Source organism: Micromonospora sp. NPDC005305, assembly GCF_040607315.1.
GTDB lineage: Bacteria > Actinomycetota > Actinomycetes > Mycobacteriales > Micromonosporaceae > Micromonospora.
In genome coordinates this window covers 1-13810 of the sequence record NZ_JBEXGL010000044.1, presented here as the reverse complement: position 1 = coordinate 13810, position 13810 = coordinate 1, and the positions used below count along the sequence as shown (strand labels likewise).

Here is a 13810-nt window from a genome sequence, read left to right as displayed (position 1 = left end):
ACAACCGAAAGCTCGTCAGGGGTCACCGCAACATCGAACTACCCCGAACCACTCAAACGACTCAACGACACGCCGACCTAACAAAGCACTACTAGGCAGTGTCTTCAAAGGTTCAGATCCAATGAAGTAGCGCGACGATGACGGTTGCCCGGTACGACGTGGCCGTCTTGTCGTAGCGGGTGGCGACACTGCGGCACCGCTCCGAGCAGGGCTTATGAGACCCGACCTAGCAGCCGGTAGCGTTCCACTGTGATCCGTGGAGCGGTGTTCTTTGATGTCGACGGGACGCTGACGCCGACCAGCAGCGGGCAGCACCTGGCGGAGTTCCTCGGCTATGCCAAGGTCATTCAAGAGGTGCAGGCCGGCTACGGCGCCGGCACCCTGAGCAGCCAGGAGGCGGCGGTCCTCGAAGCTCGTGGCTGGGCAACACGGACACCCACGGAGGTGCGTGGGTTCATGGAGTCGCTGCCGCTGGTGGACGGCATTGCCGAGACGGTTCTGTGGTGCCGTCAACATCAGCTGGCACCCGTCCTGGCCACGCTGGCGTGGGACATCGTAGGCACCCAGCTGTGCGACCGCTATGGCTTCGATCGAGCCTGCGGACCGCGCCTGGAGCTGGTTGACGGCCGTTACAGCGGGAAGGTCGCCGAGCAGTTCGACGAACTGAGCAAACGCGACTTCGCGGTGAGCGTGGCCGTCGAGCTGGGCGTGGACCCGAAGCGCTGCGTTGCCGTCGGCGACGGGCGCTCCGACCTGCCGCTCTTTGCTGCGGTCGGGCTGGCCATCGCCTTCAACGCAACCCCGGCGGCTCGCGCAGCCGCCCACGTATCAATCGACGGAACCGACCTGCGGGCCGTGCTGCCACTCCTCGGCGCATGGCTGAACGCCATGCCTATATCGGGGAAATGACGAGCCTATCGAATCGCCTCTCGGCGCACTGTTCTCGGCATGACAGGACCTTGCGCTGGCGGCCATCCTGTCGCCCCTAGCGCTGGATCTGTCGCACATCACCTGGCAAAGCTGCGTCGCACATCAGTTGTCAGATCACAGACGCGGTCAAGCCCGGCCAGCCGGCGTGTCCCGCGATCTCGATGGCAGTCTTGGTAAATCGCCTATGCGGATGATGGCCCTCTCGACGTCGCCTCGACCCGCATCTGGCTCCGGCACCCTGTCCCGTGATCCGCAAGCTGGGGACCACGTAGTCTCCACGGGTGAAGGAGATTGTGACGTATGTAGAAATGACGGCCCGTGACCAGCTCAATCCGGCGGCATCAGTGCCCGGACTGGTCTTGGAGTCCCTGAATCGAGATTCGCCGCTGGTTGTTGACCTGCGGGCCAGGATCGGCGCCCCTTACGGTTGGAAGAGCGCACGCCGGACGGAGGAAGAATGGGGCCGATGGTTTGCCCAGTGTCCGACCAGGACCTTTTGGCTACTGTCCATCGGGGGCGAACCTGTGGGCATGGCCTCCTACGACCTCCACTCCGGCGATGAAGTGGAAATCGAAGCGTTCGGGCTACTGCCTGATTTCGTCGGCAAGGGCCTGGGCGGATGTGCGTTAACGCTTGCAGTCCAACGGGCGTGGAAACTGAGCCCCCCAGTGAGTAGGGTCTGGCTGCACACATCGACCCTGGACCACCCCCGCGCCCTACCCAGTTACCACCGCCGGGGTTTCCGCACCTTCAAGACCGAGGAGGACGAGCGCAACTGACCGGACGGGACACGCCCAAGATTACAGGACAGAGCACAGTCGGTGCCTTCAAAGGATCTTGATGTCGGATGATGTAGCGCGTGGGTCATCGCTACGAGTTGTCTGACGTCGAGTGGGAATCGCTGTCGAGGTATCTGCCGTCGGCGGTGACGGGTGGTCGACCGCGTGCTGATGATCGGCGGGTACTCAACGGGATCGTGTGGAAGGTCCGGGTTGGGGCGGCGTGGCGTGATGTGCCGGCCCGCTACGGGTCCTGGCAGTCGATCTACACCCGTTTCCGCAGGTGGGCCCTCGACGGCGCGTTCGCCCGGATGCTGGCCGGGGTGCAGGCCGACGCGGACGCCGCCGGTGACATCGACTGGCTGGTGTCGGTCGACTCCTCCCCGGTGCCGGCCAGTCCCGACGTGACCCCCGCCGCCCACACCAGGCGGCGCGAGGATCAGTTGGCCCGCGGAGGCCCGCCCCACCACCTTCAGGTGGGGAGTCGCTCGCCCCAAAGGCGAGGATCCACAACACCCACCGCACACCCGGTGAACGTTAGTGGACACCGCACTAGCAACGTCCAGCAAGGAGTGCTGCTCCCCGCCCGGCGGGGAGCAGCTTGTCGTCCGGGGGCCCTCGGACGCCCTTCACAGCGGCCACGCTGCATCGACATGCGGCTCTGGGATCCGCCGTGGCGGAGTTGGTGGGAATTCCGACCTGAGACTCGAATCCCACCGGCAACCCGTGGTCCCGCAGCCCTGACCGCACAGCCTCAGCGGCTTGTGATGGTCTCGACGAAGCGGCGGAAGACAAGCCAAGGAAGGTCCCAAGCGCCATGGGCCCCGAAGCTGCGCTCAGTTCTCGGGTGAGTGACAAACTGAACGACGACCGAAGCGGGCCGCTCGGACCTGCGGGCCTGGAACCAGTGGGGACCGCACATGAGCGTGACCGGGAACATCACCGAGATGGTGACGGTGGATCCTCGGAGATCACCCGCCCGGCCAGTTGGCAAGACACCTCAACGTGAACCGGAAGCTGTCGATCAGCCCGGCCGCCTACCAGCGCCGGTTCAGCACGGCCCGCCGCGTCACCGCGGGTCAGTGGTCCGGTTGGGGTGGGGGAGCGGGCCGGCTCGCGCAGGCGCCCGTCGACGGGCCCGGCGGGCGAGCAGGTTCAACCCCAGGGCGTACGCGGCGGCGCTCACCAGCAGGGCGGTGCCGGCACCGCGCCCCCAGTCACCCACCGGCACAGGTGGTACGGCCCAGACATCCGTCGACAGTCCGGCCAGTGCGATCGCCGTGCCGGCCGCGAGCGGTGGGACGGCCCACAACAGCCCGTACGGCGCGGCGAACCGGTCGTCCTGCACCAGCCCCGTCAGGGTGGCGACGAACCAGCCGAGCAGGAGTAGGAGCACGAGCGGCCAGCGCGCCCCGCGCCCCAGTCGCCCCCTGAGCAGCGCGCCGAGTCCGACGCCAGCAGCGGCGTAGAACGGATAGGCGGTCACCTCGCACAGGAGGACCCGCACCAGGATCGGGTCGTCGAGTGCCGGGCTCGTGAAGAAGATGCTTTCGCGAGCCCGGGCGAGCGGGTACGCGACCGCGACGGCCACCCCGGCCAGGAGCACCGCGAGCGGGACCGCCGCCGCCAGCGCCCTCGCCTGTGCGTTCCGGCTGGCGAGGGCGGCGCCGGCCAGCAACGCCAACACCTGCCCGCAGAGGACGCCCGAGGTGTACCGGAAGATGCGTGTGGTGTGGAGCAGCTCGTACTGCTGTGCGTCACCCTGCGGGTCGTCGTTGACCCAGAAACCGTAGAACCTGTCGTTGAACGGGATGGCCACGAGCACCAGCAGCGCCATCGCCGGCACCGACCAGACAGCCGGGTGCGTCACGGTACGCCGGAGCGCCGGCAGACCGACGCCTGCCATCCCCACACCCATCTGCCAAGCCTGCCGGTCCCGGCCGGGGTGAGGCAAGGCCCTCGCCGCCGGTCGGGCTGACTCTCCCTGAGCCGGAGGGGCGTCACCGTCGACGCGGGCATCGGCGTACGGCCGTCACCGCCGGGTCAGTTCGACCAGTTCCGCCCGCCCTTCGGCCGCCCGCTCGGGCAGCAGCAACAGGGTGCAGGCGCGTTCGAACCGGGCGTCGATACGTTCCCAGGCCCGAATCGAGGCGGCGAGCGCGTCCTCGTCGTGGTGCAGCCGCCCCGCGGCCCGCCGGAGGCAGGCCGCCGCCCAGTCGTTCTCGGCGCCGTCCGGCGCGGCCGCCGCGAGCCGGTCGGCCCCGTCGGGCAGTCCGGCGACGACGGCGAGTTCGGCCGCGGCAGCGCGGGCATACGGCCCGTACCGGCCCTGCGACTCGCTGCCGAACACGCGCATGACCAGCGCCGCGGCGGCGTCCGTCCGGGGCGTGTGCACGGCGACACGGGCGTCCACGAAGGCCAGGAACGCGACGAAGTTGGGCACCTGCTCGGGGGCGGCCAGGCCGGTCACCTCCAGCGCCCGAGCCCGCCACAGTCCGAAGCGCTCGCCGTCGCCGAGCAGACCGCACGCGAGCGCGGCAGCCAGGACGGCGAGCCACAGCCAGGGGGCGGCGGGCCGGCCCGCCCGGCACCAACCGGCCCACATCGCCTCGGTGTGCCGCAGCGCCTCATTGAACCGCCCGGTCAGCGCGAGGGCCGGGATCAGTTTGCTCGCCGAGGCGTACGGGTGGTTGCTGACCAGGTCGTCCCGGTACACCCGCTCGGCGGCGGCCAGTGCGGCCGGCAGATCCCCGGCGGCAATCGCCCAGGTCGCCGCCATGTGCACGGCGTCCACGATCTCCACACCGGCGGACGGGTCGTCGCGCGACAACTCCGGCAGCAGGGCGATGCGTTCACCGGTCACCCGGTGCGCCTCCCGCAGCCGGCCGGCCCGGCCGGCCGCGCCGCCGACCGCATCCAGGCTCGCGCTGATCAGCACCGGGTCCCCAGCGGCCCGGGCTGCCGCGAGCGCGGCGGCGGCGAGCCGCGGATCGGGGTCGCACCGCCCACTCGCCGTCCAGGCGTTCGCCAGCGTCAGGCCGGCTGCCACCGTGGGCTTGCCCACCGTGCCGGCAGCGGTTGCCTGCCCGAGCAGCTCACGCAGCCGCTGCTGGGGTATCTCGGCGGCCGGCTCGGCATTGAACCGGTTGGCAAGCTCCACGGCCCGGGTCAGCGCGAGCGCGCGGGCGTCGCCGTCGCCGGCCGCCCGGGCGCCTTCCGCAGCGGCCAGCAGGTGCCGGAACGCCTGCGGGCTGCAGTTGGTGGCGGTGACGATGCAGTCGGCCGCGTGCCGCAGGTCCGGCACGGCGTCCCCCGGGGCGGGGGCGTGGGCGGCCGCCCGTTCGAAGTGAGCGGCGGCTTCGAGCAGGAACCGGTGCACGTACGCGAGGTGCCCGAGCGCCCGGGCCAGTTGGTGGGCCAGCGGGCTCGGCCCCGGCGGACAGTTCGTCAACGCCGCCCGCAGGTCGTCGGCGACGGCGCGGAACTCCTCCCGGCAGCGGTCGGCCGGGTGCCCCCGCAGGGCGACCGCCGTCTCGGCAGCCCAGCAGAGGTGCCGCTCGCGCAGCGCCGGCTCCTCCCCGGCGGCGGTGAGCCGCTCGGCGGCGAAGGCCCGGACAGTGTCCAGCAGGCGCCATCTGCTCACGGCCCCGCGCTCGGGGACGAGGAGGCTCTTGTCGGCCAGCCGGCCGAGCAGGTCGGCGACCGCGCCCGGCGCGCCGACGTCGGTGACCGCCACCGCGGCGGGAAGGTCGAAACTGCCGACGAACACCGCCAGGCGACGGAGCAGCAGCCGTTCATCGTCGTCCAGCAGGTCGTGACTCCAGCCGACGACCGCGCGCAGGGACCGGTGCCGTCGGTCCGCCGCGCGCCCGCCGGCCAGCAGGAGCAGCACGTCGTCCAGGGCGGCCAGCAGGCCAGCCGCCCCCAGCGACGCGCTGCGCGCGGCGGCCAGCTCGATGGCCAACGGCATCCCGTCGAGTCGGGCGCAGAGCTCTGCGACGACCGCCGGGTCCCCGTCGAACTCCGGGTCGGCCGCCCGGGCCCGGTCATGGAACAGAGTGACCGCGTCGGTGCCGAGCGGCAGCGGCCCGACCGGGACGACCTGCTCACCGGGGACGGCGAGCCGCTCCCGGCTGGTGGCCAGCACGGTCACCTCCGGGCAGGCCGACAGGATCCGCTCCACGAGACCGGCCACCGGGTCGAGCAGGTGCTCGCAGTTGTCCAGCACGAGCAGCGTGCGGCCCCGGCCGAGGCGGTCCGTGATCGCGGCCAGCAGTGGCTGCTGGACCTGCTCGGTGACCCCGAGCGCGGTCGCCACGGCCTGGACCACGAAGTCGTCCCGGACCGGCACGAGATCGACGAAGACCCCACCCAGCGGGAACGTTGGCGCCGCTGCGGCGCCCACCGCGCCGGCCAGCCGGGTCTTGCCCACCCCGCCGGGTCCGAGCAGCGTCACGAGCCGCCGGTGCGCGAGCGCGGCGAGGACGGCCTCCCGCTCGCGCTCGCGGCCCACGAAGGCCGTACGCGGGTCGGGCAGCCCGGACATCCTGCCGCCGGGGGTGGTGCTGTCGCCCGCCGCGGGCCGGGCGAGCGCCGTGAGGTCGAACCGGTCGGCGACGCCGTACTTGCGCAGCAACGACGACACATGGCTCTCCACGGTGCGCACCGAGATGAACAGCCGTTCGGCGATCTCAGCGTTCGTCAGGCGCAGTTGCAGCAGCGCGAGGACCTCCGCCTCTCGCTTGGACGGCCGTTCGGTGGCGATCGAGGACACGGCGCCATTGTCCCGCACCGGCAGCGGACGTACGTGCCGTCTTTCCGTGGCCGAGTCCGTGGCGCCACGGATGTCCGGACACCCTCCCGGGCCGCAGGCTGGGTGCCGTCAGACAGCGGGCCGACATCCAGGACCGGCCGGCATGAGCGGAAGGACTGCAAGCATGAACGACACCTCGGGCCGCAAGGTGGTCGCCTCGACCTACGTCTCCCTCGACGGGGTGATCGCGAACCCCCACCTGTGGATGCTCTCGTACATGACCGAGGAGGGGCAGCGGTACGCCTTGGAGCAGTTGTTCGACAGTGATGCCCTGCTGCTGGGCCGGGAGACGTATGAGGGGTTCGCGCAGGCGTGGCCGAACATGCCGCGCGACGAGGCCGGCTTCGCCGACCGGATGAACAGCCTGCCGAAGTACGTCGTCTCGACGACGCTGCAGCGGGCCGACTGGCACAACTCCGCGATCCTTGCGGGGGACGTGGTCAAGGAGGTCGCGGAACTCAAGCGGCAGCCTGGCAAGGACATTCTGATGTACGGCTTCGGCCGGCTCGCCCGCACCTTGCTGAAGAACGACCTGATCGACGAGCTGCGGTTCTGGGTGCACCCGGTCCTGGTGGGGCAGGGACGGGTGGACAACGGCGACCTGCTCTTCCGGGACGGCGGCAGGGGGAACCTACGCCTGGCCGGACAGACCGTGCTCGACTCCGGTGTCGTCATCCTGCGCTACCAGCCGGCGGGCAGGTAGCGGACCGTGAGAGGACAGACCACGATGTACGGAAAACTTCGTCAACTGGCGCTCGGCGCCGCGCTGCTGACGGTCGGCCTGACCGGCGCCGCCCCGGCCGCCCCGGTGGCGGCCGCCCAGCACGCTCCCGCTCGCTGGTCCACCGGCTGGGCGAGCGCCCCGCAGCATCCCGTGGCGGGCAACGAGTGGGACGGGCCGAACTGGTCCGTCGACGGGTTCCGGGACCAGTCGGTGCGGCAGGTGGTCCGGCTCAGCGTGGGGGGCAGCCACCTGCGGATCAGGCTGTCCAACCGCTACGGCACCACGCCGCTGCGGGTCACCGGGGCCACCGTCGGCAGGACACGGGCCGGCGCACAGGTCCTTCCCGGCACCGTCCACCGGCTCACCTTCCACCACTCCGCCGGTGTCACCGTCCCGCCCGGCCGGGACGCCGCCTCCGACGCTGTGGCGCTGCCCACCAGGGCGCTGGAGCGTCTGACCGTCACGCTCTACTTCGCCGGCGCGACCGGTCCCGCCACCTTCCATCAGGAGGGGCTGACCACCACCTACCGCGCCGTCGGCGACCACCGGTACGACCCGGGTGACGGCGCGTTCGCCGGGGAGGTCAGCGACTCCTGGTACTACCTGGCGGGGCTCGACGTCACCGGCGGGGCCCGCCCGGCCCGGGGCACGGTGGTGACCGTGGGTGACTCCATCACCGACGGGTACGGCTCCACGCCCGGCGCGGACAACCGCTACCCCGACCAGTTGGCCGAGCGGCTCGCCGCCGCGGGCAGGCCGGTGGGCGTGGCGAACGTCGGGATCAGCGGCAACAAGCTCGTCGGCAGCTCGACCTGCTACGGCGAGAGCGTGCTCGCCCGATTCCGGCGCGACGTGCTCGACCAGCCCGGCGTGCGTACGGTGATCATTGAGGTCGGCCTCAACGACCTCGCCACCAGCGGCCTTCCGGACTTCGGCTGCGGTCCGTCGCCGGTGGTGACCCGTGACGACCTCATCGCCGGATACCGCACGCTGATCCGCGCCGCCCGCGCCCGCGGGATCACCGTCCTCGGCGCGACTCTCACCCCGGTGGTGGGCAGCATCTACGAACCGGTCGAGGAGACGCGGCTCTCGGTCAACAGGTGGATCCGTACCAGCGGGGAGTACGACGGCGTGATCGACCTCGACCGGGCCGTCACCGACCGGGGGAGGCCGGGCCTGTCGCCGGCGTACGACTGCGGCGACGCCCTGCACCCGAACGACGCCGGGACGCGGGCCATGGCCGACGCGATCGACCTCCGCCGCCTCTGACGGAGCAGCGCGGGAGCGGGCGAACGGCGTCGGATAGCGTCCAACGGCACTGAACGGTGAGCGGCTTGGCGTGCCCTACCTCCCAGAGCCGGCCGGGCCGCTCTTCTCGGCGGTCGGGCTGATGGGCGATGATGTCGGGGCGGGCACGGCGACTCTCGGTTGTGGAGCGTCAGAGACTTCACGATATACCGGCGCCGTGCCCGTCATGCCAGAGCGCTGCGAACGACGCGTGCGCTGCCCGGGGCAGGCGCACTAGGGGGAATGGATGTCGGAACTGGATTTCCCCCCTCTACGGGTGGCTGGTCGGGGGCGTGGTTGGTACCGGGGCGACTGCCACGTACATTCGGTGCACTCGGACGGCAAGCTCACGCCGCAGCAGCTTGCGGCCGACGTCCGTGCGGCTGGGCTGGATTTCCTCGCGACCACCGAGCACAACACGCCCGACGCGCATGGCGCCTGGGGGCGGCACGCCGGCAACGATCTGCTGGTGATCCTGGGCGAAGAGGTCACCACCCGCACCGGGCACTGGCTCGCGCTCGGCATACCCGCGGGACAGGTGGTCGGCTGGGACTACGGCGTGTTCGACGGGATGCTCGACCGGCATCTGGATGAGGTCCACCGAGCCGGTGGGCTGTGTGTGGCGGCCCATCCGCATGCGCCCTACGCCTCCGGCACGTTCATGTACCCGTACCAGGGGCTCGACGCGGTGGAGGTGTGGAACGGACCGTGGAGCTCGGATGTGCCCTGGCAAGCCGACAATGAGACAGCCCTGGCCGAATGGGGGCGCGCCCTGGCCGCGGACATCCACCAGGGGCGGTGGCGGCCGGCAGTGGGCAACAGCGATACCCACCTTGAGGGCCAGATCGGCATCGCGCACACCGTCGTACTCGCCGAGGAACTCAGCGCCAACGCGATCCTCGCCGGCATCCGGGCCGGCCGCAGTTGGATTGCCGAATCGGCTGCCGTCGAGCTGTCCTTGACGATATCAGCCGGCAGTCACCACGCCGGGATCGGCGAGCGGTTGACGACCGGCGGTGAACCGGCCGTGGCGCGAGCGGAGGTACGCGGCGTGCCCTCCGGCATTGTCAGCTTCCACACCGTGCAAGGCAAGATGCACAGCGCACCGTTGCCCGGCACAGGTGCGGGCGCCGTGCAGTGGCACACCAACGCCGAAGAATCGGCGTTCATCCGCATCGAGGTGCGCCACCCCGAAGGGCACATGGCGGCGCTCAGCAACCCGATCATCCTGACCTGAATGCGTGGTTTGCTGACCCTCCTGTTGACTCCGCCCCACGATCCGCCCAAGACAGCGACCAGCCGGTTGATACCGAGGCGCTATGGAAGGAGACGGACGCCGGCGAGCGCCGGTAGCCGGGGCCGCCTCTCCCCTCCTCATCTGCCCGTAGGCCGCGTGCTTCGGGTGAGCGTCCGCTCATGTCGATGAGGAAGGGGACAGGTCTGCCGTCCCTAGCCGATTCAGCTCCAATGGACGCCTCGTTCGGCCTTCGGGTAGAAGGGGCGGCCCCAATTATGTGGTGACAGTAGTTGCCAACCGCCTTGGTGATGATCTTAGGTTTCATCGTGGTGATGGTGGCGGGTAACAGTTGGCGCTGGTGGCTGACTGCGGGCGGCGCTGCGCTTGCGTTACTGCCGCTCGGGCAGGGTGCGCCCATGGTCGCTGTAGTGGCGGCGACCTGCGGCTTGATCGTGGTCAGCGCTTGGGCGTGGGGCACCCGTAGTGGCCGTGCTGTCGGCGTGGCTGTCGGCATCGTCTTCATCGCAGGGCAGGGCGCCGCGTTCGCCGTCTCGCAGTGGACCCGCAGCCTGTTAGCCGCGCCATGGCTCGACTGGTTCGCGGTGTGGTTGCTGGTCGGCGTCCTGTGCCTGGCCGCGCTGGTCATCGACCGGATCGTGCACCCCTTCTCCGCCCCTAGCCCTCGCGGGGGCAACGGGACGGCGGGCAAAGTCCAGTCGGTTGCCGCGATGGCGACGTTGGCAACCGTGGTGCTGCTGTGCGGCTGCGGGCTTGGCGTGGTCGGGTTCGACGGCGACGGCAGGCTGCGGTTTCCTGCTCGCGGGGACGAGGTCCTCCCACTGCCGGCGTCGCTGCGCCTGGTGTCGGCCGACATCTGCGCCGATGGTGGCAGCAGCGGCAACTGCACCGCCGAGTTCGTGGTGATGGCCGCCGATGACGTCGACAGGACAACGACCGTGACCCGGCTTGTCGAGCACCTCCGCAGCGGTGGTTGGCCGCTCCATCCCGAACATGGCGTTTATCGCGGCTCCCGCGAGACCGGCGGGATCCTGAACTGGACAGCGCACCGGATGTGGCTGTACGCCGATGTCGAGTCGGCACCGGAGCTGGCGCCGGCGCCACCGCCGGAGGCGGTCGTCATCTACATCGACAACCTATGACACGTGGCCGGGCTCGACCAGTGCGCACTTTGCCGCCGTGATCCGCGCGGTTGCAATTGAACGGTTGGGCCTGCTGCATTTTGGGAGCCCGCTCATATGAGCGGGCTCCCCGGAGCCTGGCCCGACTCGAACGGTGCTGCCACCCGTGGGCTCAGTGACGAGCGGTACCGGCGCCGCGCGTTGGGCAGGCCGCCCTGCAAGCGTAGTGCGTCCTGTCCAACAGAGGGGTCTCCCCACATGCCGCTGACCGCGATCGTGCAGCCTTACAGTCGGTCGATCAAGACGATGCTCGGTCTTGTCGATGAGCGCGGAACGGTGGAAGCGACGGCTGGCGTAAGATCACCAGGTGCATGCACTGCGTTCTCCACCGACGCGGGGTCGTCTCCCTGACCTGGCACGAACTCAATCTTCGCGCCCGCGGTCGCAGCCGCCCACTGCCCTATCTCTCGCACATCATCGTCCCGACGTTCGGTCTTGCTGCGACCCCTCGTTCGTAAGGCGCTTCCGGCGAGAGCCGCAGCGTCCGCTGACGTTCACCAGGCCCGGTCCAGAGGCGACATCCGTCCGCGCTGGTGCGGCCTCGGCCGCCACTGTTGATGTCAACGGCTGATGTCAGGTCGCCGCTGCAATCGGCACTCAACGCTAGGAGGAGTGGCCCCTGTCGGGCGCCGCGAGTCGGATACGACCATCGCCGCCGATCGCGCACTGATGGACCGCATCGCCGACCTCCAGGCGGCGTACCTCCATCAGCTCGCCGCGCTCCCGACGGCCGCCCGCCCGGCCAGCACCGAGGTCAGGCCCGCCGGATACTCGAGAAGTACCCGTCCAGCTCTGGGCCCAGCAGCTCGGCACCACGCAGACAGTCAGCGATGCCCGCATCCGCAAGATGCTGAGTCCGTAGCCGGTCCTACTCAGCGTCCTGTGCCTCGATCAGGTCGAGGTCGCGGACGCAGAAGCCGTGGTGCTCGAAGGTCTCGTTGAGCACCGTGCCGAGGCACTGCCGCACCAAGCGGCCCCGGGCGTACGGCGGCCAGACATCGTCGTCGGGCACCGGTGCTCGCGCTGCGAGCTGCACAGCGGTGACCCCGTCGAGCCAGGCCTCCAGCTCGGCGGCCTGTGCGTCACGCACGCTCACGATCTCGTCGAGGGCCGGATCGAGCGAGAGGTCAAGCCCGTGCGCTGCACGGTAGGGCTCGACGGTCGTCCCGATGCCCATCGGCGTGAACAGCTGCGTCGAGCCCAGGCAGCAGCGGCGGAACCACGAGTCGTGGACGAAGATTAGGTGGCGCATCGTCTGCACCGCCGACCACTCGTCGTTCACGCTGCGGCGCTCGATGCCGGGCGTACGGCGGATTCGCTCGATCGTGGCGGCCCAGCCGGCATGGAGCTGACGAGATGCCTCGCGCAGATCGGCAGGGTCCTCGGAGCGGATCAGCACCCGCACCGGATGACGCCGGTCGAGCTCTGCCTCGACGTACTCGGTGACCTCGACACCGTTCACCACGAGGTTGGTGATGAGCCCGTCGATCACGGCATCCTGCATGACGACGCCGATCAGGCGTGCCCCGGTCAGATCGCACTCGCGGAACTCCGCACCGTGCAGATCCTCGTCAACATACCGCATCATGCTCCGCATGCTAGGTCCGAGCACCGACAAGCCAGCCTCCCCGGCTTGATTTGGCCTCTTCCAGGTCCCACGGGCACATAGGCTTGCTATCCGCCGATCAGGACGGCGCCGTGAACGCGCAACCCGAGTTGCGTATCGGTTCGTGTCGATCATCCCACGCGAACCCCCACCACCGGGCCGGGCAACGCCTCCATCATCGCCGCCACGTCCGGACGCGAGCGGGGCCGGCTGGCTTCCAGTTTGCGCACGCGCGGGTCGGTGTTGCCCCGGACGATGCGGGTGCCGTCGTCGCAAGCGATGGCCAGCTCGGTGTCGGTGATGTGGATGGTGACGGTCTTGTCCGCGTGGACTCGGCCGAGCGCGACGTTTTGCCCGACGACCACGACGACGCCGCTGTTGGAGGCCCGCCGCTGCAATGCACCGGTCCGGCCTCGGGTTGCGGGGTGAGCGGGTTGGGTCGGGTGCACAGCAGTTGGCGGGTGTCCAGGTCGAAAAGGCTCGCGCCTTCTCGTTGATGCGGATGCCGACACGTTGCCCGTCGAGGGATTTCGGCGGCCAGGCCGGGCGCTGGCGTTGTACGCGCCCACTGCCCGCGACCCGTGCCGGCGACTCACGTATCCGAGGACGTCGCCGGCACGGTCGGCGTCGTCGAAGAGCGCCAGCGCGACGGTCGTGGTCGGCCGGCGAGACGCGGCCACGACGGCCGCCCCACAACAACAGCACGCCCGGTGGCCGGAGGCGTAGGGCGCGCCAGCATGGGATCTGCCGCGCAGCGCGAACGCTGGGCGCGCGACGCCGACCGGAACTCGGGGCTGGCCCCGCGCCAGTTGGGCGAGCGAGACGGCCGACGCGGACGCGTCATCGGCCATGAGCAACCGGGCGTCCGACCGCGACCAGGCCGTAGTGGGGCGTGACCGGGGCGTTGATCAAGGCGGCGTTCGACATGATCGCCTTCCGATCGTCAGTCGTCCATACGGTATGTATGCTTGCTGACCGGGACCTGCCCCTCCAACTCATGCCATCCCACCCATTAGCCGGGTGACGCTGGCCAGATCGGAGTGACTTGGGCTGCTCACACGCTCAGGACTGCCCCCTCTTTCCCCTGCTCAACGCAAGCTTGAGCGTCTGGCGTAACCACTACTGCGACAGTGCGGAGGGTCGGTACTTGTCAAGGCCGGTGAGACCAGTGGGTGTTACGCCGCTTGGGGTAGTGGTTGATCGGTTGCTGGTTCGGGCGGGTTGATCCAGACGGC

General features: G+C 70.1%; 11 protein-coding genes. 7 read left to right on the top strand and 4 right to left on the bottom strand.

What is annotated here, in order from left to right; all coding sequences use genetic code 11:
- The first annotated feature begins 249 nt into the window (after positions 1-249).
- The 3 genes from ABZS80_RS33020 (at position 250) to ABZS80_RS33010 (ending at position 2560) form a co-directional block, all read left to right on the top strand.
- Entirely contained in the window at positions 250-909 is a 660-nt protein-coding gene (locus ABZS80_RS33020) for an HAD-IB family phosphatase (RefSeq protein WP_355062101.1), read from the top strand.
- A gap of 302 nt (positions 910-1211) precedes the next feature.
- Positions 1212-1709 (top strand): GNAT family N-acetyltransferase, encoded by a 498-nt coding sequence (locus ABZS80_RS33015; protein ID WP_355062099.1) that lies wholly within the window; start codon positions 1212-1214, stop codon positions 1707-1709.
- Positions 1710-1789: 80 nt separating this feature from the next.
- Positions 1790-2560: a transposase gene (locus ABZS80_RS33010; RefSeq protein ID WP_355062097.1), complete on the top strand. Its 771-nt coding sequence runs from the start codon at positions 1790-1792 to the stop codon at positions 2558-2560.
- Between the two features lie 218 nt (positions 2561-2778).
- Here ABZS80_RS33010 and ABZS80_RS33005 read toward each other — a convergent pair whose 3' ends face one another.
- Together ABZS80_RS33005 and ABZS80_RS33000 are read right to left on the bottom strand one after the other, a co-directional pair.
- Positions 2779-3615, bottom strand: coding sequence for a hypothetical protein (locus ABZS80_RS33005; RefSeq protein WP_355062095.1), 837 nt, complete (start codon positions 3613-3615; stop codon positions 2779-2781).
- A gap of 126 nt (positions 3616-3741) precedes the next feature.
- Positions 3742-6483: a LuxR C-terminal-related transcriptional regulator gene (locus ABZS80_RS33000; protein WP_355062093.1), complete on the bottom strand. Its 2742-nt coding sequence runs from the start codon at positions 6481-6483 to the stop codon at positions 3742-3744.
- 163 nt (positions 6484-6646) lie between these two features.
- Here ABZS80_RS33000 and ABZS80_RS32995 point away from each other — a divergent pair, with 163 nt between their 5' ends.
- The 4 genes from ABZS80_RS32995 (at position 6647) to ABZS80_RS32980 (ending at position 10930) form a co-directional block, all read left to right on the top strand.
- Positions 6647-7225 carry a dihydrofolate reductase family protein gene (locus ABZS80_RS32995; RefSeq protein ID WP_355062091.1) on the top strand — a complete coding sequence of 193 codons (579 nt, stop codon included), beginning with the start codon at positions 6647-6649 and terminating at the stop codon, positions 7223-7225.
- A 6-nt stretch (positions 7226-7231) separates the two neighbouring features.
- Positions 7232-8515, top strand: coding sequence for an SGNH/GDSL hydrolase family protein (locus ABZS80_RS32990; RefSeq protein ID WP_355062089.1), 1284 nt, complete (start codon positions 7232-7234; stop codon positions 8513-8515).
- A gap of 265 nt (positions 8516-8780) precedes the next feature.
- A complete protein-coding gene (locus ABZS80_RS32985) occupies positions 8781-9770 on the top strand; it encodes a CehA/McbA family metallohydrolase (RefSeq protein WP_355062087.1) in 990 nt (329 codons plus the stop codon).
- A 290-nt stretch (positions 9771-10060) separates the two neighbouring features.
- On the top strand, positions 10061-10930 hold the full coding sequence (locus tag ABZS80_RS32980; protein ID WP_355062085.1) for a hypothetical protein: 870 nt from the start codon (positions 10061-10063) through the stop codon (positions 10928-10930).
- A gap of 907 nt (positions 10931-11837) precedes the next feature.
- Here ABZS80_RS32980 and ABZS80_RS32975 read toward each other — a convergent pair.
- Positions 11838-12557, bottom strand: coding sequence for a DinB family protein (locus ABZS80_RS32975; protein ID WP_355062083.1), 720 nt, complete (start codon positions 12555-12557; stop codon positions 11838-11840).
- Between the two features lie 149 nt (positions 12558-12706).
- Positions 12707-12973, bottom strand: a complete 267-nt coding sequence (locus ABZS80_RS32970) for a hypothetical protein (protein WP_355062081.1) — start codon at positions 12971-12973, stop codon at positions 12707-12709.
- Positions 12974-13810: the final 837 nt, after the last annotated feature.

Excerpts from the sequence above, each read along its gene's own strand:
- ABZS80_RS32995 (WP_355062091.1), top strand. The coding sequence starts at position 6,647 with ATGAACGACACCTCGGGCCGCAAGGTGGTCGCCTCGACCTACGTCTCC.
- ABZS80_RS33005 (WP_355062095.1), bottom strand. The coding sequence starts at position 3,615 with ATGGCAGGCGTCGGTCTGCCGGCGCTCCGGCGTACCGTGACGCACCCG.
- ABZS80_RS32975 (WP_355062083.1), bottom strand. The coding sequence starts at position 12,557 with ATGATGCGGTATGTTGACGAGGATCTGCACGGTGCGGAGTTCCGCGAG.
- ABZS80_RS32985 (WP_355062087.1), top strand. The coding sequence starts at position 8,781 with ATGTCGGAACTGGATTTCCCCCCTCTACGGGTGGCTGGTCGGGGGCGT.